16 protein-coding genes and 1 pseudogene are annotated in these 23,393 nt (G+C 72.3%); 13 read left to right on the forward strand and 4 right to left on the reverse strand.

Features of this window, described 5'->3' with window-relative positions; genetic code table 11:
- Nucleotides 1–20: 20 nt before the first annotated feature.
- The gene (locus AB0I54_RS03450; RefSeq protein ID WP_363294168.1) at nt 21–980 is read right to left on the reverse strand and encodes an ABC transporter substrate-binding protein; all 960 of its coding nucleotides are present in this window, start codon (nt 978–980) and stop codon (nt 21–23) included.
- A gap of 555 nt (nt 981–1,535) precedes the next feature.
- Between AB0I54_RS03450 and AB0I54_RS03455 the strand changes: the two genes are divergently transcribed.
- The 4 genes from AB0I54_RS03455 (at nt 1,536) to AB0I54_RS03470 (ending at nt 4,816) form a co-directional block, all read left to right on the forward strand.
- Nucleotides 1,536–2,759 carry an NADP-dependent malic enzyme gene (locus AB0I54_RS03455; RefSeq protein ID WP_363294169.1) on the forward strand — a complete coding sequence of 408 codons (1,224 nt, stop codon included), beginning with the start codon at nt 1,536–1,538 and terminating at the stop codon, nt 2,757–2,759.
- A gap of 190 nt (nt 2,760–2,949) precedes the next feature.
- The gene (locus tag AB0I54_RS03460) at nt 2,950–3,915 is read left to right on the forward strand and encodes a zinc-binding dehydrogenase (RefSeq protein ID WP_363294170.1); all 966 of its coding nucleotides are present in this window, start codon (nt 2,950–2,952) and stop codon (nt 3,913–3,915) included.
- A gap of 134 nt (nt 3,916–4,049) precedes the next feature.
- The gene (locus AB0I54_RS03465) at nt 4,050–4,259 is read left to right on the forward strand and encodes an HTH domain-containing protein (RefSeq protein ID WP_018571396.1); all 210 of its coding nucleotides are present in this window, start codon (nt 4,050–4,052) and stop codon (nt 4,257–4,259) included.
- Complete coding sequence (locus AB0I54_RS03470) at nt 4,259–4,816, forward strand: Clp protease N-terminal domain-containing protein (protein WP_363294171.1); 558 nt, start codon at nt 4,259–4,261, stop codon at nt 4,814–4,816. The genes AB0I54_RS03465 and AB0I54_RS03470 overlap by 1 nt, the downstream gene beginning before the upstream one ends.
- Nucleotides 4,817–4,875: 59 nt before the next feature.
- Here AB0I54_RS03470 and AB0I54_RS03475 read toward each other — a convergent pair whose 3' ends face one another.
- On the reverse strand, nt 4,876–5,964 hold the full coding sequence (locus AB0I54_RS03475; RefSeq protein ID WP_363294172.1) for a helix-turn-helix transcriptional regulator: 1,089 nt from the start codon (nt 5,962–5,964) through the stop codon (nt 4,876–4,878).
- 1 nt (nt 5,965) lies between these two features.
- Nucleotides 5,966–7,003 carry a DUF4097 family beta strand repeat-containing protein gene (locus AB0I54_RS03480; RefSeq protein WP_363294173.1) on the reverse strand — a complete coding sequence of 346 codons (1,038 nt, stop codon included), beginning with the start codon at nt 7,001–7,003 and terminating at the stop codon, nt 5,966–5,968.
- A 152-nt stretch (nt 7,004–7,155) separates the two neighbouring features.
- Here AB0I54_RS03480 and AB0I54_RS03485 point away from each other — a divergent pair, with 152 nt between their 5' ends.
- Nucleotides 7,156–8,013: a hypothetical protein gene (locus AB0I54_RS03485; RefSeq protein WP_363294174.1), complete on the forward strand. Its 858-nt coding sequence runs from the start codon at nt 7,156–7,158 to the stop codon at nt 8,011–8,013.
- A gap of 52 nt (nt 8,014–8,065) precedes the next feature.
- Here the strand turns inward: AB0I54_RS03485 and AB0I54_RS03490 are convergent, their stop codons facing one another.
- Complete coding sequence (locus tag AB0I54_RS03490; protein WP_003992906.1) at nt 8,066–8,245, reverse strand: DUF6104 family protein; 180 nt, start codon at nt 8,243–8,245, stop codon at nt 8,066–8,068.
- A gap of 1,057 nt (nt 8,246–9,302) precedes the next feature.
- Here AB0I54_RS03490 and AB0I54_RS03495 point away from each other — a divergent pair.
- From AB0I54_RS03495 to fxsT, 8 genes and pseudogenes are all read left to right on the forward strand, one after another.
- A pseudogene (locus AB0I54_RS03495) lies at nt 9,303–9,656 on the forward strand (CU044_2847 family protein); the annotation flags it as partial.
- Nucleotides 9,657–10,417: 761 nt separating this feature from the next.
- Nucleotides 10,418–12,493, forward strand: coding sequence for a trypsin-like peptidase domain-containing protein (locus tag AB0I54_RS03500; protein ID WP_363294366.1), 2,076 nt, complete (start codon nt 10,418–10,420; stop codon nt 12,491–12,493).
- A 142-nt stretch (nt 12,494–12,635) separates the two neighbouring features.
- Nucleotides 12,636–13,664, forward strand: coding sequence for a MoxR family ATPase (locus AB0I54_RS03505; protein WP_363294175.1), 1,029 nt, complete (start codon nt 12,636–12,638; stop codon nt 13,662–13,664).
- A 7-nt stretch (nt 13,665–13,671) separates the two neighbouring features.
- Nucleotides 13,672–17,106 carry an SAV_2336 N-terminal domain-related protein gene (locus tag AB0I54_RS03510; protein ID WP_363294176.1) on the forward strand — a complete coding sequence of 1,145 codons (3,435 nt, stop codon included), beginning with the start codon at nt 13,672–13,674 and terminating at the stop codon, nt 17,104–17,106.
- A 41-nt stretch (nt 17,107–17,147) separates the two neighbouring features.
- Entirely contained in the window at nt 17,148–17,375 is a 228-nt protein-coding gene (gene fxsA / locus AB0I54_RS03515) for an FxSxx-COOH cyclophane-containing RiPP peptide (RefSeq protein ID WP_363294177.1), read from the forward strand.
- Between the two features lie 139 nt (nt 17,376–17,514).
- Complete coding sequence (locus tag AB0I54_RS03520) at nt 17,515–18,711, forward strand: FxsB family cyclophane-forming radical SAM/SPASM peptide maturase (RefSeq protein ID WP_363294178.1); 1,197 nt, start codon at nt 17,515–17,517, stop codon at nt 18,709–18,711.
- On the forward strand, nt 18,711–20,174 hold the full coding sequence (locus AB0I54_RS03525) for an HEXXH motif-containing putative peptide modification protein (protein ID WP_363294367.1): 1,464 nt from the start codon (nt 18,711–18,713) through the stop codon (nt 20,172–20,174). The genes AB0I54_RS03520 and AB0I54_RS03525 overlap by 1 nt, the downstream gene beginning before the upstream one ends.
- Nucleotides 20,175–20,314: 140 nt before the next feature.
- Nucleotides 20,315–23,326: an FxSxx-COOH system tetratricopeptide repeat protein gene (gene fxsT, locus AB0I54_RS03530; RefSeq protein WP_363294179.1), complete on the forward strand. Its 3,012-nt coding sequence runs from the start codon at nt 20,315–20,317 to the stop codon at nt 23,324–23,326.
- Nucleotides 23,327–23,393: the final 67 nt, after the last annotated feature.

Raw genomic sequence — 23,393 nt, forward strand, 5'->3', positions numbered from 1 at the left:
TTCAGTCTTGCCCGGGCTGCTCAAGAGCCGCCGTTGATCTTCGCCTCGGTGACCGCGCCCTGCGTGACGTTCCACTTTTCGAGGATCTTCTGGTACTCGCCGTTCTTGATGATGGCGTTCATGGCGGCCTGCAGCGCGTCGCGCAGCTGGGTGTCCTTCTTGCCGACCGCGATGCCGTACGGACCGGCCTCGATCTGGTCGCCGACGACCTCGAAGTCCTTGCCGCTGCCGGAGGTCTTGGCGTTGTAGGCCGCGACGGGGAAGTCGTTCAGGTCGGCGACGGACGCGCCCTGCTTCAGACGGAGCAGCGCCTCGGGGTCGGTGTCGAAGGTCTGCAGCGTGATGGCCTTCTTGCCGTCCTTGGTGCACTTGGTGCTCTGCTTCTTGGCGATGCCCTCGGACGTGGTGCCGCGCTGCAGGGCCACGACCTTGCCGCACAGGTCGTCCAGGGACTTGATGCCCTTCGGGTTGCCCTTCTGGACGAGGATCGAGGTGCCGGCGGTGAAGTAGTCGACGAAGTCGACGCCGTTGCCGACCTTCTTGCCGCTGTCGGAGTCGATGCCGTTCTGGCGGTCCTTCGTGTCGTTCATCGCCGACATGATGACGTTGGAACGGCCACCCTGCAGACCGACGATGAGCTGGTCGAACTTGCCGTTCGTGAACTGGAACTGCACGCCCAGCTGCTTGCCGAGGGCGTCCGCGACGTCGGGGTCGATGCCGACGGCCTTGCCGTTCTCCATGTACTCGACCGGCGGGTAGGCGATGTCGGAGCCCACCTTGATGACGCCCGCCTTCTTGATGTCCGCGGGGAGCTTGTCGGCGAGCGGCGCCGCGGCGGAGGCCGTGGACGAACCGCCGTCGCTGCCCTTGTCCGTCTGGTCACCGCAGCCGGTGAGGATCAGGGCGCCAGCGACCGCGATCGCACCGACCGCGGCAGTACGGGTGCGGGCGGTCGTACGACGGGTGGAGCTTGCGGTCATGGTTGGTTCCTCCGGCGGAAGGGGTGGAGATTGCCGTTAGGTCGACGAGAACACACACCTTCGGGTGTCGCGACCTCGTGGGTTTACGGCATCTTGCCATTCGGACTGCGCTATTCAGGGGACTCACTATGTCAAAATCGGATAACGGGTGACCCCCGAACCGCGTCAGGTGGGCACATCAAGCCGGACCGTCTGCGGAAATCCCCGGTACCGGCCGAAATTCCTTCGGTGCATCTCACCATGTGATCGGTGCTTGCCCGGACGTTCCCCGACGTGCAAAGGGCGCTCCATCCCGCCTCGACGTCGCCTCGATGTCATCAGGACGTGACCTTCTAGTCCCGTGATGTGACCTTGCACCTAATGGACTCGTCGTCGGCCCTGTCCGTCGGGTAAGAAGGTTCTTTACACCCCTCATCCGGGGCTCAGGGCGCGTGTGCGGCGCGCCCGTCGTGTACGACCCGTACGAATCAGGCAATCGGGTCATATGCGGTCCCGCCCACTCTTCACCAGGAGTGGTCAACCCTCAAACCATGAATATTTAAGGGGTAAAACGAAGTGGCAGCGGAGATCGTCAATCCTCGCAGCGACAACAGTACGGAGCAGGACGGCGGGGCCGAGCCCCTCGATTCCTTCGATCCGGCGTTCGCGCTGCACCGCGGCGGCAAGATGGCTGTGCAGGCCACCGTGCCGCTGCGCGACAAGGACGACCTGTCCCTCGCGTACACACCCGGCGTCGCGCGCGTGTGCACCGCGATCGCGGAGCAGCCGGACCTGGTCAACGACTACACGTGGAAGTCGTCCGTGGTCGCGGTCGTGACCGACGGTACGGCCGTCCTCGGGCTCGGGGACATCGGCCCCCAGGCCTCCCTTCCGGTGATGGAGGGGAAGGCGATCCTCTTCAAGCAGTTCGGCGGCGTGGACGCCGTCCCGATCGCGCTCGACTGCACCGGCGTCGACGAGATCGTGGAGACCGTCGTCCGGCTGGCCCCGTCCTTCGGCGGGGTGAACCTGGAGGACATCTCGGCGCCGCGGTGCTTCGAGATCGAGCGCAAGCTCCAGGAGCGGCTGGACATCCCGGTCTTCCACGACGACCAGCACGGTACGGCGGTCGTGACGCTGGCGGCGCTGCGGAACGCGGCGCGGCTGAGCGGGCGCTCGATCGGTGACCTGCGCGCGGTCATCTCGGGTGCCGGCGCGGCCGGTGTCGCCATCGCCAAGATGCTGGTCGAGGCCGGCATCGGGGATGTCGCGCTGGCCGACCGCAAGGGCGTCGTGTCGGCCGACCGGGAGGACCTGACGCCGGTCAAGCGCGAGCTCGCCGGGTTCACCAACAAGGCGGGCATCAGCGGTTCGCTGGAGGACGCGCTGGCGGGCGCCGACGTCTTCATCGGCGTCTCCGGCGGTACGGTCGCCGAGGCGGCGGTGGCCTCCATGGCCAAGGGCGCCTTCGTCTTCGCGATGGCCAACCCGAACCCCGAGGTGCACCCCGACGTCGCGCACAAGTACGCGGCGGTCGTCGCCACCGGCCGGTCGGACTTCCCGAACCAGATCAACAACGTGCTGGCATTCCCCGGGATCTTCGCGGGCGCGCTCCAGGTGCGGGCCTCCCGGATCACCGAGGGGATGAAGATCGCGGCGGCCGAGGCGCTGGCCGCGGTCGTCGGCGACGATCTGGCCGCCGACTATGTCATTCCGTCGCCGTTCGACGAGCGGGTTGCTCCGGCGGTGACCGCGGCGGTCGCGGCTGCCGCTCGGGCCGAGGGTGTCGCCCGTCGGTGACGCCCGGAATGGCCCCGTCCGTCCGGGCGGGGCCATTTTTTTGCCCACCCACCCGGCCGACCGGGTGATTTCGAGGGTGTTGTCGCCCGGGAGGCCGGCGGCCTCGGGCCCCCGCGCCGTTGCGCAACAGGGCATGTGTCACAGCGGGCCGTGGTTCCGTCCGGCTGATCGGGAACCTATCGTCGAGCCCATGTTCGCTGTCTACGCCGCCCGAATCGACCGCGACCAGCCGCTCTCCGGCCTTGAGTTGGGGGAGCGCCCGGCCCCCGAGGCCCGCCCCGGCTGGAGCACCGTCGACGTCAGGGCCGCCTCCCTCAACCACCACGACCTCTGGTCCCTCCGCGGCGTCGGCCTCCCCGAGGAACGGCTGCCGATGATCCTCGGCTGCGACGCCGCCGGCGTCGACGAGGACGGCAACGAGGTCGTCCTGCACTCCGTCATCGGCCAGAGCGGTTACGGCGTCGGTCCCGACGAGCCCCGCTCGATCCTGACCGAGCGCTACCAGGGCACCTTCGCCGAGCGGGTCGTCGTACCGACCTGGAACATCCTGCCCAAGCCCAAGGAACTCTCCTTCGAGGAGGCCGCCTGTCTGCCCACGGCCTGGCTGACGGCCTACCGGATGCTCTTCACCAATGCCGGCGTACGGCCCGGGGACTCCGTCCTCGTGCAGGGCGCCGGCGGTGGTGTCGCCACGGCCGCGATCGCGCTCGGCAAGGCTGCGGGACTGCGGGTCTTCGCCACCAGCCGTGACGAGGCCAAGCGCAAGCGCGCCCTGGAACTCGGCGCCGTGGAGGCGGTCGAGTCGGGGGCGCGGCTGCCCCAGCGGGTGGACGCCGTCATCGAGACCGTCGGCGCCGCCACCTGGTCCCACTCGGTGAAGTCGTTGCGTCCGGGCGGCACGATCGTCATCTCCGGCGCCACGAGCGGCGACCGCCCCTCGCACGCCGAGCTGACCCGTATCTTCTTCCTGGAACTGAAGGTGGTCGGCTCCACGATGGGCACCAAGGACGAGCTGGAGGACCTGCTCTCCTTCTGCGCCGCCACCGGTGTGCGTCCCGTCATCGACGAGGTCCTCCCGCTCGACCGCGCCCGCGAGGGCTTCGAGCGGCTGGAGTCCGGCGACCAGTTCGGAAAGATCGTGCTCACCAACGGCTGATCGTCGAGCGGCTGACCGCCGCCGCAGTCCGCCGACTGCCGACTCGATACGACGGCCGGTCCGGTTTCCGGGCCGGCCGTCGGCGTTTGTCAATCACGGTTGACATGAGGGTCTTGTCAACCTAAGTTGACATCATGACCGAAGCAACGGATCTCGCCGAGCGGGCCGGAGACCGCGATCCACGGGTCGGACTGCGCGCCGTCGCCGCACTGCGCAGGCTGCTGGAGCAGCTGGAGGCGGTGCAGGTGCGCAGCGCCCGCAACCAGGGCTGGTCGTGGCAGGAGATCGCCGCCGAACTCGGCGTCAGCAGGCAGGCCGTGCACAAGAAGTACGGGAGGCAGTGATGTTCGAACGGTTCACGAAGGATGCCCGTGCCGCTGTACAAGGTGCGGTCGCGCATGCCGAGCGGCTGGGCGACGAGCGGGTGGAGGAGTCGCATCTCCTGCTCGCCCTTCTCGAACGGGAGGGCAGCCGGGGTTCGTTCGCCCTCGCGTCGCTCGGGCTGTCGGCGGGGCGGCGCGAGGGAGTGGCGCGCGCCCTGGCCGAGGCCCGGCGCCGCGGCGGACTCTCCCGGGCCGACGCGGACGCGCTGTCGGGGCTGGGGATCGACCTCTCGGAGATCGTGTCCCGGGTGGAGGAGGCCCATGGGGAAGGGGCCTTGGCGGCCGGGCGGAAGGGATCTTTGGGGCGGCGGCCGTTCAGCCGGGGTGCCAAGGATCTGCTGACCCGGTCCCTGCGCGTCGCCCTCGGGCACCGCGACCGCCACATCGGCGACGAGCACCTCCTCCTCGCCCTGACCTCGTGCCCGGGCGTGGCCGCCGAGGCGCTCGCCGAGCACGGGGTGACGCACGAGTCGCTGACCCGCGTGCTGTACGGCGGGGGAGAGGCGAAGGCGGGCTGACGGCCGCCGCCCCCGGCAGCGCGCCCGCCCGTCACGGTGGGCGCGCTGCCGGACAGCGCTCAGACCTTCGGCCCGCGCAGTATCGCGCCGATGTGTGCCGCCGCCGTCGACAGATGGCGCCGGGCGTCGCGGAGCTGGTCGACCGTCACACCGTGGTCGCGGGCGGCGTCGCGGATGTCGTCCCGGAAGCGGTCGAGGAGACGGTCCAGGTCGCGCACCGGGTCACCGGTGGTGTCCTCGTGGGCCCAGGCCGGTGCGTAGTCGGCCGGGAAGTCCTCGGGGGCCTGGATGTACTCCGGCTCCGGTGCGGACTTGCCGGTGGCGGAACCGGCCCCGGTCCTGGTCCCGGCCCCTGTCCCGGGCCGTCCGAATCCCAGGTCCTTGCCGAACCCCTTCCCGAAGTCCTTCCCGAACTCGCCGAATTCCTTGGCCAGTTCGGTCAGACCCTCGCGCACCCCCGTCGGCCAGTCGCCCCGAGCGAAGTGGTCCTGCACATGGTCCTGGACCCGCCGGGCGATGCGCTGCATCTCCTCCTGCGCCTGGGCCCGGGCCCGGTTCTGCGCCTCCTGGGCCTGGCGGCGGGCACGCTGGGCCTCCTCGCGGGCGCGGCGGCTCTCGTCCTTGGCGCGCCGGGCCTGCTCCTTCCACTCCTGCTTGACGCGGCGCATCTCCTCCTTGGCCGCCCGCCAGGCCTCCTTGTCGCCCAGGTCGCCGTAGTCCCCGGAGGGGCCGTGTTCCCCGGTGCCGGTCCAGGTGCCGTGCCGGGCCTCGGTGGCGGCCGCGCGCACCTCACGGCGCAGGTCGCCCGCCGCGCCGCGCACGTCGGCCCGGATCTCGGCGGCGAGTTCCGCGACCGACTCGCGGATCTCCAGCTCCAGGTCGGCCAGTTCGCCGCTGCGGTCGGCCAGTTCGGCGCGGCCGGCGTCCGTGATGGCGTACACCTTGCGGCCGCCCTCGGTGGTGTGCGTGACCAGGCCCTCGGCCTCCAGCTTGGCCAGGCGGGGGTAGACGGTGCCCGCCGACGGTGCGTACAGCCCCTGGAAGCGCTCCTCCAGCAGGCGGATCACCTCGTAGCCGTGGCGCGGGGCCTCGTCGAGCAGCTTGAGCAGGTAGAGGCGGAGGCGGCCGTGGGCGAAGACGGGAGGCATGTCAGAGCACCTTCTTGTCGGTCGTGCCGTCGGCCGGGGCGTCGTCGCTCGCGGAGTCCTCGCGCGCGGCGTCGTCCGGGCCGGAAACGGAATTCTCCCCCAAGCCGCCCTGTGTTTCGGCCACGGTGCCGTCCCTCGACGGGGCTGCCGTCCCCTCGGCCGCGACGTCGGAGACGAACCCGGCCTTCTTGAACGGTGGTTCGGCGTCCCAGGTCTCGACCTCGTCCTCGTCCTCCCTCGGGGGGCGGCGCAGCAGGGCGATCGAGCCGGACACCGTGGTGGCCCTGAGCTTGCCGGTGCCGGCGCCGAGGCGGCCGGTGATCTTGTGGGCGCCCCACTGGCCGTGGACCCGCAGGCCGTCGAAGGCGTTCGAGATGCTGCCGCTCGCCGTGTTCGCCTCGACCTCGGCGTCCGCCGGGTGCGGAAGCCTTATGGCGATCTCGCCGGAGACGCTGGTCAGTCTGACGTCCGTCGGGCCGTCCGGGTCGAGGTCGATGATCATGGAGCCGCTGACCGAGTCGGCGCGCACGGAGGAGCCCGAGGCGTCGACGACGGTCAGGTCGCCGGAGACGGAGTTGAAGCGCAGGTCCCCGGTGACGGACTGGGCCTCCAGGTTTCCGGACACCGTGCTCGCGCGGACCGGGCCGGAGAGGGCGACCAGTGTGGTGTCGCCCGTGACGCCCTTGATCTCCGAGTGGCCGCGGATGCCCGAGACGACGGCGCCGGCGCCGACCACCCCGACCTCCACGCGGGTCTGCGCGGGGACCGCGAGGGAGACGACCGCGCTGCGCCGCCAGCCCTTGCGGTCGAGCCATTTGAGGAAGCCCTTCCAGGGCAGGTCCTCGTACGCCACCGTGAGTGTGCCGCCCTCCTGGGTGACCACGAGGGGTGGGCCCTCCATGTCCGAGATCTCCAGATGCGCGGAACCCTGGTCCGTGCCCATGACGTTGACCGTTCCGTTGACGATGCGTACGTGCAGCTCGCTCACCGGATCGTCGAAGGTGAGCTTCGTGGGCTCGGCGACGGACCACTCGGACATGGTGCTGACCTCCTTCACGGGACGCGACACGCCATATCGCGTCTTCCGTAAAACACGATATATCGCGGCCATGGAAAGTCAAGACACTCGTTCGCGTGATCGGCGATGCCTCATATCGGGCGTGACATGGATGAATTGCCTAGCGTGTGAGCATGTCGACGGATGGGTTTCGGGCCGGTTCACCGGGCGCTGCCGCCCCCGGTGCCCTGCTGCTCTGCCGGGCGGCGCCGGACTCCGTCGCCCCGGCCGCCAACCTGCTGCGCGAGCGGATGCTGCTGACCGGGGCCGGTGAAGAATGGAGCCTGCTCGTACCCGAGGGCAGCCCGTGGCTCCACGCCGGGGAGCCGGTCGACCGTGTCGTGAACGGCTGGGCCGCGGCGCTGGCCGTCGGTTCGTCCTGGCCCGTGCTCGCGCTGTGGTGGGACGCCGACCGCGCCGGGTTCACCCTCGCCTCCGGCTTCCGCCGTCCCGTCGGCTACGTCTGGCTGGCCAACGGCACCCCGGTGGGGGAGGACGAGGCGATGAGTACCTTCGCCGCGCGGCTGGGGCTCGATCCCGTACTGGACGTGGCGTCCCTCGGCCTGCTGACCGGGGCGGACTCCGAGGCCGACGGCCGCGATCGGCTACGCGGGCTGCTCGCCGTCCTCACGCGCGCGGGAGTGGCTCTGCCCGCGGGGGTGCTCCCCGGCGAACCCGCCGACCGGCTCCACGAGGCCGCCCTCGCCCCGGCCGACGCGCGGCGGATCGAGGGGCTGGGGGTCGTGGCGGGCTGGCGGGAGGCGGTGCGAGCCGAACTGGAGGTGGTGGAGCGGGGGCGGCTGGCGCCGTGGCTGCCGTGGGCCGGGGATCCGCAGGCCCGTGCGCTCGCCCTGGCCCAGGTCGTGGTGGGCCTGCCGGTCATGGTGTGGGGTGTACGGCGACGCAGTGGAGGGTGGGTCACCGCGGGGGCGCTGCTGGTGGCGCACGGGGCGCTGGGGCTCGCGTACGAGCTGGTGCGCCCGCGCGACTGACCGCTGCCTTCCGGCTGACCGGGGTCTTTTGGGGGAGGCCCCCGGCGGCTCGCTACTCGTCGTCCTCGTCGTCCAGGCGGGCCAGCCACGTCGCCAGGCGCTCCACCGGGACCTCGAAGTCGGGGTTCAGATCGACGAACGTACGGAGCTGCTCGGCGAGCCACTCGAAGGTGACCTCCTCCTCGCCGCGCCGCTTCTCCAGTTCCTCGATGCCTCGGTCGGTGAAGTACATGGATGGTGCTCCGTGGGAAGGAAGAGGCGCGGTTTCCCCGTGCGGGAAGCCGCGAGGGACGGACAAGAAAAGGATAGGCGTACAGAACACGGCACCAGTGGGCCGCCCGGCCTCTCGCCATGGGCCTTCCGGACCTGGTGGGAGGGCCGGAGCGGGCTGTACGGGAGTGCCGGAGCCGGGGCGGGCGCCGCGCCGGTGGAGAGAAGCGCCGGATACCCCGACCCGGGGGCGCGAGGACGACGGACCGGTACGACGGGGTCGCATCGGGCGAGTCCACCGGCGACGTTCGTGCTCTGCGTGAGGCCGTCATGGCGGTGACCGTACGCATCCGCCGTTCGGGGCTCGGGTATGCCCTGGGACGAACCCGGCGGGCCGCTGGGGGTCCGGCTTCTTCATCGCCCCCGACCGGCTGCTGACCTACGCGCACGGTCTCGCGTCAGGAGGGGGCGAGATGGTGGTGCTCTTCTACGACGATCCGTACCGGCCCCTCCCGGCACACCGGCGAAAGGAGGGGAAAACGGCTGCGGCCCCCTGCGCTCACAGGAGGCCGCGTGCCTAGCCCAACAGCTCCACCGACTCAAGGAGAGAACCATGGGTAGCACTCCCGAGCCTACGGGGGACCCGGAGGCCGCGTCATCCTGCCGCGCTCGCCGCAGGCCGACGACCGGCACACCGACGGGGTCTCCCGTCGGGCGGGACGCACCGAAGCGGCGTCGTGATCTGCGGTCCTTGGGTCGCACCGCCGGTCATGGCCTGGTCCAGGGCTTGGCGTCCGCGACCGGCGGGGCCATCGTGACCGGCCTCATCTGGTGGAACCAGCGGTGATCAGCGGTGATCGCAGGGTCCGCCGTCCTCGGGGCGGTGGACCCGGCCGCGAGTGCCGTCGGCGGCTTCCGGTGCGGGAGGTGCACTTTTCGGCCTCGGTTCGGCGAAGGGGTAGGGCCCGGCTGCCGGGGGAAGGAGTCTTTCCCTGCGGGGAAGGTGAGGCGTTCCGGTACGGGCAGTGAGGCCTTGCCGCACGCGCAGAACGGGAAGCGACGGGGGAACGGGGATTCGTATGGGACAGGAAGTGACGCGGGTAGCGCGGATCGAGCTGCCGGACGGTACGCCGGTGTGGGCCCGGATATCGGGGGCCGAGGAACTGGCCGTGCCGTCGGGGGAGTTGTCGTACACGGACACCGGGTTCGCCGAGCGGGTGGAGGCGAGCGTCGAGAGCCTGCACTCGCTCGTCACCGGTGTCGCGCGGTCACTGGCCGGTCCGCTGCGCGCGGTGCGGCCGGACGAGGTGAGCGTCGAGTTCGGGATCGAGCTGACCGCGAAGGCAGGCAAGGTCGTGGGACTGCTCGCGGACGGTGAGGCCAAGGCAGGCATCACGGTGACCCTGACGTGGAACGGCGGCGGCCCACCGGATCCGTCGTCCCCGGACCCGGCCCCGGCCCCGACTTCGCACCCGGCCCCGTCGTCCGGCCCGGCCCCAGCGCCCCCAGGCACAGCCCCGACCCCGGCATCCCCGGCCCCCGCCCCGTCTCCCGCTCCGGGCTCGCCCTCGGCATCTGCGGGTCGTGTCCCGGTGCCGGTCTCGCGCTCGGCCTCGGCATCGACAGGCCCGGCCGCGGTCGCGGAGCCCCGCCTCGATCGTGCGGGCCCCGGCGCTGCGTCGGCCTTGGCATCCCCGGCCACCGGTCCGGGCTCGCCCTCGGGGTCTGTGGGTCGGGTCCCGGTGCCGGTTTCGCGCTCGGCCTCGGCGCGCACAGGCCCAGCCACGGTCCCGGGGGCCGGCCTCGTTCCTGTGGCCCCTGGCGTTGCGCCGGCCTCGGCGCCCGCAGGCCCGGTCGGCGTCACGGCGTCCCGCCCCGATCCTGTGGTTCCCGGCGCTGCCCCGACCCCCGCATCCGCGGCGCCCACGGCGCCCACAGCATCCCCGGCACCCACGGCGCCCCAGGCCCCCGCCCCGCACTACCCACACCCCACCCCCAGCACCACTCCCCCCACCCCCGGCAACAACCCCCCACCCAACCCCGACCGCCCCCCACGCGCGGGCGCGTCCACCGGCGCCCCGGTGCATGGGGGCGCCCGGGGGGCCGTCGGTGGGGGCGGGGTATGACCGACCGGCACGACGGGGGCGCGTCGGATGGGTTTCATGCCGCCCACCATGCTCTGCGTGAACTCGTCATGGCGGCGACCGTGCGCATTCATCGCACAGGTGTCGGGTATGCCCTGGACGAACCCGGCACCTTCCTAGGCAGTGGCTTCTTCATCGCGCCGAACTGGGTTCTGACCTGCGCACACGTCGTAGACGGAGTAGACGGAGAAGACGGAGGGGAGGGCGGCGAAGTGTCGGTGGTCTATGAGACCGGACCGGGCCAGGGGCCGTCCGCCGTCCACGGGCGGGTCGCCGTGACCCTGCCCGAGCATGTGGAGCGCCGGATGCCCGGCAGCTGGCCCGCCCCGGACCTCGCGCTCGTCCGGCTCCGTGAACCCGTCGACCACGACTGCGTGTACGTCTCCGAGCGGCCCACGGCGCACTACGGCGAGGGCAGGGTGTTCTACGCGGGCTGGACCGTGACCGGAGGGCAGCTGCAGATCCTGGACGGGTTCCTCTCCGTGCAGGGAACCATCGGCGGCTGGTCGGCGGGGGTGCAGATGCGGCTCGGGCAGAACGATCTGCCACCCGGTGTCTCGGGCGGGCCCGTGATCGACCCGGTGCGCGGCGAGGTCATCGGCGTACTGAAGTCCCGTGCCGACCACGGCACGGGCGGCACCTCCACGGGCATCGAGCGCCTGCGGACGCTACAGGTGCCGCCGGACGGGGTGCGCACCGAGCACGACGACGTCTACCAGGCCGTCTTCCACGCCCATGACCGCTACCACCGCGACCGGCAGCAGCCCTCCGACTCCCGCCGCCCCACCTGGGCCGACGTGCAGGGAGACCTCGGCACCCGCCCCGGCCGCACGCTCGGCCCGGACGAGCGCAGCGAGCTGCTCGGCCGGCTCGCCGACCTGCCGCCTCCCGCCACCACCCGCGGTCTGCTCGACCTCCTCGACTCCCTGCCGAACTTCCAGTTCCCGTCCCTGATGCCCGCGCCGCGCGGCTGGCGCGACGGCCTCGGCATGCTCTACGAGAACGCCCGGCACGACGGTGAGCTGAAACTCGTCCTCGACTACGCGATGCAGGTCATGTGCGCCGAGCGTCCCGCGACACCCAGCACGCTGAATGCCGAACAGGCCCTGTGGGACTGGGTGAAGAAGGCGTCGACGGGGCTCGACAGCGGGTACCGCAACGGCCTGGTCCGGCAGCGCGCCAAATGGCTGGGGCTGCGCCGCCGTCCCGCGACCGCGCAGCTCCCCGCGCCGACGACACCGGGGGAGCGACTTCCCGAGCACCCCCGGGACGCCGGGCCCGCACTGTCCGTGCTGCTCGAAGTGCTGCCCAGGGGCTGGGAGCCCGACCGCTGCGACTGGTCGGTCTGCGTGGCCCGCCCCGACGGCGACGTGACCCGTCTCCACGAGGCCGAGCGCACACCGTTGGACGACCTTCCGGCGCAGGTCGTCGCTCCGCTCGCGGAGGCCTTCCGCCGCTGCGACGAACCGGGGCGGCCCGCCGCCCTGCACGCGGCCCTGCCGCATCAGTTGCTCGGGCTGGCCGTGGACGAGTGGAAGGTGCGGCCGGACGGGCCCCCGCTGGGCGAGCAGCGGCCGGTCGTCGTGCGCTGTTCCGATCGCGACCAGCTGCCCGGTGACGGCGAGTTCGGGATGTCCGGCCCCGAGTGGGGCGAGGACGGCGACGAGGACCACGAGCGCCTGGACCGCTGGCGCCGGCTGCACGCCCGTGACGCGCAGGCCGAAGTCCTCGACTGCGACGACGGGGTGCGCGAGCCGGTGCCGACCATGGACGAACTGCGCGGTCTGGGGCCCCGTACGATCCCGGTGCTCTGCCGCTACGGCGACCGGCGCTACGAGGACGACGGCGCCGCGCTCGGCAGGATCGTGCACGCCGGCTTCGGCGTGGTCCTGTGGCGCCGCTGGCGAAGCCAACCGGACGCCGTGTGCGGGGAGTTCCACCGCGGAGCCAGGAAGGTCGTCGACGACGGGGACGGCGCGGCGTTCCTGCCCGACCTGGTGCACCGGCTCCGGGTGGATCTCCGCGCGGGGCTCGTCGAGGCCTACTGGGCCGACGGCATCGCGCTGTTGTACGACGATCCGCACCAACCCCTGCCCGGAACAGGCGATCTGCTGGAGGCTCCCTGATGCGACGCCCCCTGACCCGACGCCCCCTGAGGCGGCGCGGCCCGTGCGCCTTCCGGCCCCTTACCAGCTTTCCCGTGTGTCGATACCGTGAGGCACGTTCGACGGCTGCCGTGGTGGTACGAGTGACGACGAGGACCGGACCATGACCGAATCCAGTGAGTGGCTCATCTACCGAGGCGCCGGGGAACCCCACGACGGAATGAGCCGGTTGCCTCCCCCGCCGCCCTGGCGGGACTTCGCCGGCCGGGACGCGGCGCGCGACGGCGACGGCGACGGCTCCCAGGACCGCAGGCTGGGCGCGCACCGGCATCTGGCGGAACTGCACCGGCCGGGCGCCGAAGAGCTCGAAATGATCAACGCGGCGCTCTATCTGCGCCGCCCCCTCCTCGTCACCGGCAGCCCCGGCGCGGGCAAGAGCACGCTGGCCCATTCCGTGGCGTACGAACTGGGGCTCGGCGACGTCCTGCGCTGGTCCATCGTCAGCCGCTCCACGCTCCAGGACGGTCTGTACCACTACGACGCCATCGCCCGCCTCCAGGACGTGCAGATCGCCGCACAGGGCGGCTACGGGGCGGCGGCCGGCAGCCCCGGAGCCGTCGAGGCGATCGGCAGCTACATCCGCCTCGGCCCGCTCGGCACCGCCCTGCTGCCCTCGGACACCCCGCGCGTACTGCTCATCGACGAGCTCGACAAGAGCGACATCGATCTGCCCAACGACCTGCTGAACGTGCTGGAGGAGGGCGAGTTCGAGATCCCCGAGCTGGAGCGCCTCGCCGACCGGCTGCCCGACGGCGAGGCCGAGGTGCTCACCGCCGACGGCACCAAGGTCCGCGTCCGCGACGGCCGGGTGCGCTGCCGGGCCTTCCCGTTCGTGGTCCTCACCAGCAACGGGGAACGGGACTTCCCGGCCCCCCTGATGCGCCGCTGCATCCACCTCGAACTGGGCCGCCCCGACCACAACAGGCTCGCCACGTTCGTCCGTGCCCACCTCGGCGACGAGGCGGCGCGCGCGGGCGACGACCTGATCGGCCGTTTCCTGGAGCGCTCCCGCAGTGAACTCCTCGCCGCCGACCAGCTGCTGAACGCCATCTATCTCACCGACGCGGCGGCCCCGCCCAGCCGTGACCGCCTCGCCGACCTGCTCATCCAGCGACTCGACCGCCCGAGGTGAGGCGCTGATGCCCGACGCAGCGGCGCGACACGGCCCCGGCCGGCCCGGCAGCGGCCCCGAGGACGGGCCTTCGGGCGCGCCCGAAACAGGGGGTTCCGCCGTGCCCGGCGGCGACCCGATCGCCGGACTGATCGCGGACCCGGTCGCCGACCCGATCGCCGAACTGATCGTCCGGCTGCGGGAGATCGGCCTCGACCCGGACGCCGAGGGGCTGTGCGACGCCCTGTGGCTGGCCGGCCGGACGCATCCCACGGGTGCCGCCGAGCCCGAGGACCGGGTCACCCGGCCGGGCGGCCCGGCGGCGGGGTACGGCGGCGAGCGGACCTTCCCGGACCCGGCAACCGCCACGGGCCGGCCCCGGCCCCCGGACCGGGCCCCCGAGCCGCCGGAGCCACAGGAGTACGACGCGGGCGTCGACCGCCGTGTGGCCCTGTATCCCCTGCCGTTCTCCAGCGCCCCGCCCAAGAGCGGTCCGGGCCGGGCGGCACCCCTGCCCGTCGGGGTACCCGCTGCCCCCGCCTTTCCCGCTCCACTCGAACTCCAGCGCGCCTTACGGCCGTTGCAGGGCTACCGGAGCCCGGCTCCACCGCTGCGCTCGACGCTCGACGAGACGGCGACGGCGGAGCTGAGCGCGCGGGCGGGCGGACTCGTCATTCCCGTGTTCCGGGCCGTGCGCCGGGCCGACGCGCGGCTCCAGCTGGTGATGGACGCCTCCTCGTCCATGCGGGTGTGGGACCGCATGTTCACCGAACTGGAGCAGGTCTTCGCACAGTTGGGCGCCTTCTGGGACATCGAGGTCAGCCATCTGCACCAGGGTCCGGACGGTGAACCGGCCGTCAGCCGCAGCCCCGAACCCCATGCCGCCCCGCTGCACTCCGTCGACCGGCTCAGCGATCCCACGGGACGCCGCATCACCCTGCTGGTCAGCGACTGCGCGGGACCCCTGTGGCGGTCCGGCCGGGCCCACCGGCTGCTCCACCATCTCTCCCGGCAGGCCCCGGCCGCCGTGCTCCAGCCATTGCCCCAGCGCATGTGGAACCGCACCCGGCTCCCCGTGCTCTACGGCGAGTTGATGCGCGGCGAGAGCCTGGGCGGCGCCACCGCCCTGCGGGTGCGCACACACACCGGAACGCCCACGGAGGCGCGCCGCGGTGAGCTGCCCGTGCCCGTGCTGCCGCCCGAGCCGGTGGCCCTGGGAGCCTGGGCGCGGCTGCTGTCCGGGGCGGGCACCGGGCCGGTGGCCGGTGCCGTCGGCTGGGTGCGGGCCGACCAGCCGCCGGTGTCGGCGGGCCGTCCCGGGCGCCGTGCGTCCCCGCTCGAACTGGTCAGCAGGTTCCGCTCCACGGCCTCCCCGGCCGCGGGACGCCTCGCCGTCCATCTGGCGGCCGCCCCGCTCTGTCTGCCCGTGATGCAACTGGTGCAGCGGACCATGATGCCCGACTCCGGTCCCTCCGAACTGGCCGAGGTGCTGCTCAGCGGCCTGCTGGCGCGGGCCCGCGAGGAGCGCGCCCAGGACGGCGTCCAGTGGTACGACTTCGCGCCGGGCGTACAGGAGTCGCTGCTGTCGTCGCTGGGCCGGGACGAGGCCCTGCTGGTGCTCAAGCACTGCTCGCAGTACATCGAGCAGCGCTTCGGCAAGGGTGGCCCCAACTTCCCGGCGCTGGCCCTCGCCCAGCTCGGCAACGGCGGCGGCGGGCGGCCGTACGCGCCCGGCGGATACCCGGCCGAGAACGGCGACAGCGGCGCCGCGACTCCGGTCCCGCAGCCCTTCGCCGAGGTCGCCGCGCGGGTCCTGGAGCGGTTCATGCCGCTGCCGGAGCAGTTCGCCCTGTACGGCAGCCGGGAGCGGGAGCAGACGGACCGGGGGCGCCCCGCGCACCCGGCCGTCGTCCGGGCCCGCACGCTGGTCGAGCGGTTCGACCGCGAGGGCATGGTGCAGGACATCATCGACGCCGTTCAGCTGCTGCGCGGCGCCACCGAGCACGAACGGTCCGCGGGCCGGGACTCCGAGCTGTGGGCCGAGTACGCCCACTGCGTCCTGCGGCTGTGGGAGATGCAGGGCGGTGCGGAGCTGTTGCGCGAGGCGGAGACGGCCGCCGAGCGCGCGGTCGCCCATCCCCGTGCGGTGCGCGAACGGGCCGTACTGGCACGGGTGTTGCGGGCCGCGGCCACGGACCGCAGGCGCCACGGGGACCAGCGCGCCGCGCTCGAACTGCTGCGCCGTGCCGACCGTGAGTACGCCGTCGCGTGCGGGGCGCCCGACCTGGACGAGACGGAGGCGCTGCGGCTCACCCTGGAACGGGTGGGTGCCCTGGAGGCGCAGTGGCGGCTCGGCGGGGACAGTGCCCTGCTGCAGGGCGCGGTCGGCATGCTGGAGGCCTTCGCCGACGCCTGGCCCGACCGCCGCGGTCGTCCGCCCGAACTCCCCCTCGCGCACGGCCGTGTCCTGCTGCGGCTGTCCGGAGTGACGCCCGACCGGGAACAGGCCCGCCGGTACGCGGAGCAGAGCGCGCATTCGCTGCGCAGCGCTCTTGAGCACGACTCCGACGCCGGTGAAGGGCCTGCGCCCGTCAGGGTCCTGCTCGATCTGGTCGACGCGCTCCTGCTGTCGGGCGGAGCGCTGGACGAGGCGCAGGCGCGGGTCGACGAGGCGCTGGCCCTCACCCGTGAACAGAGCCCGCGCTCGGCCCTGTTGGTGCGGGCCGGCCGCATCGCCGCGGCCCGGTACGACGAGTCGGGCGATCCGCGTGAACTCCAGGATGCGGCCCGGCACTTCGAGCAGGCCGCCCAGCGGATGCCCCGGGACGAGTCGGCCCATGCCGATGTGCTCGCCGAGTGGGGCGAGGTGCTGCTGCGCCGGGCCGCGCTGGAGAGGGGGTTCTCCGCCCAGGAGCCCCTGTCCCGGGCGATCCGGGTGCTGCGGGACTGCCGCACGGAGACACCCGCGGGCAGCGGCCTGCTGGCCGGCCGGCTCCTCCTGCTGGGCCGGGCGCTGATGCTCAGGTACCGGGCCCGCGGCGACCGCGTCGATCTGCGCGAGGCTGAGCATCTCCTCGGCCTCGCGGCGGCCGGCGCCGACGATCCGCTGCTGGCCGCGCGGTGCTGGCTGGAACTGGGGCAGGTCCAGTTCGAGGCGTACCAGAGTCTGGGCCGTCCGGCACGGCTGGACGAGGCGGTCGACGCGTTCCGGTCGGCCGCGGAGGCGGCCCGGGAGGCGGAACAGGACGCGGAGACGGACCGCCGCCGTCAGGAATCAGTCGAACTGGGTGCGCAGGCACACCACTGGCGGGGTATGACCTACGAGGCGGCCGCGCGTCCACGCGCCGCCCGCGAGGCCTATCGGGCGGCCCGGGCGGAGTGGTCCAAGCTGCCGGACGACCACGTGACCACGAGTGAGCCGACGGCCGGTCAGACGGCACAGCGGCTGGCCGACCTGGAGTGACCCGGTCGTGGCGGGACGCCACGCGACGAGAGGGGGATGGGATGGACGTACGGGACGAGCCGCAGCGGCAGACGGCCATGCGCCGGACCGAGGCGGAGGAGACGCTTCCGGAGCTGTCGGAGTTGTCGGAGTTGTCAGGTCTGTCGGATCTGAGCCTGTCGGAGCTGAGGACCATTCAGCACCCCGTGCTGAGCGAGGTGGTTGAGGATCTGCGCGAGCGTTCCACGCGGCCGAGCGAGATGCTCTGGGGCTTCAACAGTGCGCTCTGAAAACATGTAACGCCGGTCATTTTCGCCATTGAATCGGTCAACGTCGAACGATCTGCGTTTGTCGGGATCACCGGCCAGGGAAGGCGGTTCCGTACGAGCGGGGGCTCGCGGCGCGGACGTACGGCATGGGGGTGCTGGAGTGTCTGGAGAGGGCGCACCCGATCCGGCAGCGGCACGCCGCATCCCCTTCCGTCAGTTCGTCGTGAAGGTCCACGGCCGCTGCAACCTCGCCTGCCGCTACTGCTACCTCTACGAGGGCCCCGACCGGACCTGGCGCGACCGTCCCGCCGCGGCGCCCCCCGGCGTGCTGGACCGCACCGCCTCCCGCATCGCCGAACACGCCCGCGCCCACGTACTGACCGATCTCTCCCTGGTCCTGCATGGCGGAGAGCCGCTGCTGGCCGGTGTGGCCACGCTCGCCCGGTTCACCGGTCTGGTACGCGACCGGGTGCCGACCGGCTGCACGGTCCATGCCACCGTCCAGACCAACGCCACCCTGCTGACGGAGCAGCGCCTCGCGTCCCTGGCCCGCCACCGCATCCGCGTCGGCATCAGCCTCGACGGAGGCCTGCCCGCCCACAACGCGCTCCGGGTCCGCCCGTCCGGACGGCCGTCGTGGCCCGATGCCTCGCGCGGCGCCCGGCTCGTCGCCGCCCGCTTCCCGGAGTCGTACGCCGGAATCCTCGCGGTCGTCGATCCCACCCTGGACCCGGTGGAGATGTACGAGTCCCTGGTCGCCCTGAGCCCGCCCGCTCTCGACCTGCTGCTGCCGCACGGGAACTGGTCGACCCCGCCGCCGCACTGGGACGACTCGGGCACCGTGTACGGCGACTGGCTGTGCGCCGTCTTCGACCGCTGGTGGCAGGCGGGGCGCAGGGAGACCCGGGTACGGCTCTTCGAGGAGTGTCTCGCGCTGCTGCTGGGCCTGCCCGCGGCCACGGAGTCGCTCGGCCTCACCCCCTTCGACGCCGTGGTGGTGGAGACCGACGGGTCGATCGAACAGGTCGACTCGCTGAAGTCCGCGTACGACGGGGCAGCACGGACCGGCCTCGACATCCACCGGCACACCTTCGACGACGCACTGCGCCACCCCGCGGTGGCGGCCCGGCAGGCGGGCGCCGCGTCGCTGGCCGCGACCTGCCGGGCCTGCCCGCTCCTGAACGTCTGCGGCGGCGGCCAGTACGCCCACCGCTACCGCGCCGGGCACGGCTTCACCAACCCCTCCGTGTACTGCGCCGACCTGCAGCGCCTCATCCGCCACGTGGCGGGCCGACTCCGTGCGGACACGGTGCGGGCCGCCCCGTCCGCCGACTCTCGGGAAGGGGGCGTTCCGTGATACTTCCGGAGGTCCCGGACCGGATCCTCCTCGAACTCGGCCGTACCGGAGGCGGCCCCGAGGCCCTCGCGTTCCTGGCCCGCGACCAGGACACCCGCCGGCTGCTCCTGCTGCGCGCGGTGCTCGACGCCGTGGCGGGAGCCGACCCGGCGCTGTGCCCGGCCGACGCCGGGCGGCGGCTCCTTGAGGACTGGGCGCTGCTGGAGGCGGCGGACGCGACCGCTGCCGCGGACGAGCCGGCGGGAGACACGTCGGTCACGAAAGGCCCGACGGGTTCACCCGCCCGGGTCCGCCTCCTCGCCCCGCTGGTCGGAGCATGGGCCCAGCGGTGTCTGCGCGGCCTCGGCACGGACCCCGCGCGGCCGGGCGCGCCGCAGCGGGCCCGCGAATTCCGGCGCGACCTCGATCACTTCAGCGCACTGGCCGCCGCCGCGGCGGCCCGCGCCGGGCTTTCGTTCGCCGTACGGCTCACCGCCCGGGACGGACTGCTCGTACTGCCCTCCCTCGGGGCACTGCGCACGGCGGAGACAGGGGACACCTCGGTCGAAGTCGTCCACAGGGGCGGACGGTTGACCATGCGGCGGCGGGGCGCGGCCGATGTCGTCGTCCATGTGGAGCGCGGCACGGGAGCCTGGTCCGGTGCCGCCTCCTGGACGCCCGCGTACGCCCTGCCCGGCCTCACGACCGGCGCCCCGCCCACCCCGCTGGACGACCTCGACCCGTACCGATGGGTGCAGGACGGCGTCCACCACCTCGGGCTGAGCGGTCCGGCGAGCCTCGACGACGCGGAGCGCAAGCGCTGGCTGCACTCCTGGTCGGGGACCGCGGTGGAACTCCGGCTGGGCGGTGAGCAGCGACTCCTGGAGGCCGTCCGCCTGCTGCGCTGCCTCGTGCCGCTCGCCGCGCCGCCCGGCTCGGAGCCGGGCGACTGCACGGGCACCTGCAGCGGCACCCGGCGCGAGGCCTTCGGCGCCGTGCTCAGCAGCGCCCCGCACGCCCCCACGGTCCTGGCCGCGACCCTGGTGCACGAGCTTCAGCACACCAAACTCGTCGCCCTCAGCGAGGCGGTCACCCTCCACCGGGCCGATGGGCGAAAACGGTACTTCGCCCCCTGGCGCACCGATCCACGCCCCTACGACGGTCTGCTGCAGGGCACTTACTCGCACCTCGCGCTGGCCGACTTCTTCCAGCAGCGCGCGCTCACCCTCACGCGGCCCGCCGACCGGGAGGCGGCCTGGGCCGAACACGCCCGCTGCCGCGAACAGGTCGGCGCGGCGCTGCCCGCGCTCGTCGGATCGCCGGACCTGACCGTGCCGGGACGCCGGTTCGTCGACCAGATGGTGGCCGTGTACGAACGGCTCGACGAGCATCCCGCGCCCCGTGGCCACGCCGTACGGGCACAGGCCTATGTGGCAGCGGCGCGTGGCTTGTTCTCGGCTCGTCGAACTCCGCCAACTGGGTGAAATATGTTGCCAGTTCGAGTGAAGATCGTTGCGCTTGCGGGAAGAGATGTGACCGAAGCGCGCGAGTACGACGGATACCTGTCAGCGCCTATCGCGGTGCCGCGCCGAGGTTCTAACATTACGTGCGGGGAGGCCGCTGCATGTCTGGAGTTCGTAGGCCGGTCGGGGCAGCCGACAAAGGGACCGCGAAGCCTACCGTCACGATCAGCTTCGCGGGATTCAACCGGGCCTGGGCGGCCTGGATCGCGGACCGGCTGGAGCGGCGTGGCCTGCGGGTCGTGTACATGCGCTGGGACTCCCCGGCCGAGGTCCCGCTGGTGGACCTGCTGCGGGACCTGAAACTCGCCGAGGGCCGGATCCTCATCCTCGTCAGCGAGTGGTTCTTCCAACTCGGCCCGCGCACCCACGAGGAGTGGAACGCGGCGCTGCGCGAGGTCGTGGCCCCCGACCCGTCCCGGTTCGCCGCCGTCTCGATCACCACCGCGTCCGTACCCACCGCCACCACCGTGCTCGCCCCGGCGCAGCTGACCAACATGGGCGCCGACGAGGCCGAGCGGCGCCTGATCGAGCGGCTCGGCCTGCCGACAGAACCGACGGTGGAGCCGGCCGAGGGCGAGCGGCGCGGACCGCGCTTCCCGGCCTCCATGCCCGAGGTGTGGGGCGGCGTACCGCGGCGCAACACCCGCTTCACCGGACGCGAGCCGTTCCTGAACGACGCCTACCACCTGCTGCAGGGCTCCGAGCCGGGCGCCGGCGTCCTCACCCTGCACGGCATGTCCGGGGTCGGCAAGACACAGCTCGCCGCCGAGTACGTCTACCGCTTCGGCTCCGAGTACGACGTGGTGTGGTGGGTCAACGCCGAGGGCCGGGTGACCTACCGCCGGCTGATGGCCGAACTCGCCCCGAAGCTCGGCCTGTCCACCGGCGCCGAGTACGGCGAGCGGCTGCGTGCCGTACGCGACTCGCTGCGCCGCGGCGACCCCTACTCCCGCTGGCTGCTGATCCTGGACGGCGCCGACGAACCCGACCAGATCTGGGACCTCGTCCCCACCGGGCCGGGCCATGTCCTGATCACCTCGCGCAACCCCGAGTGGAGCGAGCACAACAGCAAACTGCTGGAGGTGCCCGTCTACGCCCGCGACGAATCGGTGGCCTTCGTCCGCCGCCGCGCGCCCCGGCTGAGCGAGGAGGACGCCGACCAGCTGGCCGAGGCGCTGGAGGACCTGCCGCTGCTGCTCGACCAGACCGCCGGCTGGCTCAACGACTCCGACCTGTCGGTGGAGGACTACATCGCGCTCCTGGAGGGCGGCATCGACGGGGACGTGGTGAAGGTCTCCGCGGACTTCCCCGTCGCCTTCCAGACAGCCTGGTCGATACTGCTGAACAAACTCCGCGAGACCGTCCCGGAATCCGTCGACCTGCTGCGCCTGTGCACCTTCTTCGCGCCCGGTTTCATCCCCGTACGGCTGCTGCGGGAGATGCCGCACGAGGAACTGCCCGAACAGATCGCCGGGTTGCTCAACGACCCCCTGCTGTGGAACAAGGCGATCAACCAGCTCCGCCAGTACTCCGTCGTACGCCTGGAGTCGCACGAGTCGGCCGGCGACGAGTCGGTCTCCTCCGGCGAGTCGCTGTATCTGCACCGCATGGTGCACCAGATCGTGCACAAGGACATGCCCGACGAGGACCGGCGCGAGTTCATCGACGTGGTCCGCAGAGCCCTGGCCGCCGCCGACCCCGGCCGGGCCACGGACACCCGCCTGTGGGACGAGTACGCGGAGATCGTGCCGCACCTCAAGCACGCGGACGTGCTGAACAGCAAGGACCGGACCGTGCAGAACCTGGTCCTCAACTGTCTGCGCTACATGTACTTCACGGGCGAGTACCAGTCCGGAATGAAGCTCGGCGAGCGCGCCATGAACGCGTGGAAGTCACTGCTCGGCGACACCCATCCGCGGATCTGGGAGCTGACCTACCACTACGCCAACCTCCTCCGCGCGGCCGGCGAGTACGCGCGTACCGAGGCCATCGAGCGCGTCGCCGTCGACCACCTCCGGATGGAGCGCGGCGAGCAGGACCTGGACCATCTGCGCGCGGCCAACGGCCTGGGCGCCGACCTGTGGGGCCTCGGGCGCTACGACGAGGCACGGGAACTGTACGAGTGGCTCTACCCGGCCTACCGCGACCTGCTCGGCGAACAGGACTCGCGGACCCTCAACGCCCTGAACAACCTGGGCTTCGCGCTCAGGCTGCTCGGCCGCTACGGGGAGAGCCTGGAGATCGACCGGCGGACCATGGAGGCACGCCGGCTGCTGCTGAAGAACCGTCACCCGTGGACGCTCTTCTCCGAGATCCACTACGCGACCAATCTGCGGCTGCTGGGCCGCTACACCGAGGCCGAGTCCGTCCAGGCGAAGAACGTGCGCGAGTACCGCCTCGTGATGGGCGCCGAGAACCCGCAGACCCTGCTGGCCGAGCACAACCTCGCCCTGTGCCTCTACCGCATCGGCGACCGCGGCAAGGCGGGTCCGATGTTCACCCGCGTACTGGAGCGCTACGAGCGCAAGCTCGGCGAGAAGGACCCGCAGACGCTGGCCGCGGCCGTCAGCCACAGCTGCTTCGCCCGCGAGCACGGCGACATCGACCAGGCACGGGAGACCAGCGAGTACGTCATCGCGCGCTACGAGGCCATGCACGCCGAAGGACATCCGTTCCTCGCCGGAGCCCGCACCAACCACGCGCTCATCCTGCGCAGCGTCGGCGAACGCGACCAGGCCCACGCCCTGATCGAGCAGTCGATGGCCGACATGACGGCGGCCGTGGGGGAGAACCACCCCTGGACCGTGGGCTGCGCCGTCAACGCCTCCGCCCTGCGCAACCTGGTCGGGGACACGGAGTCCGCGGCCGGACTCAGCAGGTCCGCCGCCCTGCGCGCCACCGAGACCCTCGGCCGCACCCATCCGCTGACCCTGACGGCCCGTATCGCCCACGCCGCCGATCTGCGCGGGCTCGGCAACCGCCGGGAGGCCGAGAAGACGGAGCAGGAGGCGCTGTCCGACCTCGCCGCCACGCTCGGGCCCCAGCATGTGCACACCCTGTCGGCACGCGCCCGCAACCGGCCCTACTGGGACTTCGAGCCCCAGGTGTCGTGAGCGGCCCGGCACCCAGGACATGACCGAAGGGCCCGGCCCCGGAGTTCTCTCCGGGGCCGGGCCCTTG

The organism is Streptomyces sp. NPDC050625 (assembly GCF_040654755.1).
Taxonomy (GTDB): domain Bacteria; phylum Actinomycetota; class Actinomycetes; order Streptomycetales; family Streptomycetaceae; genus Streptomyces.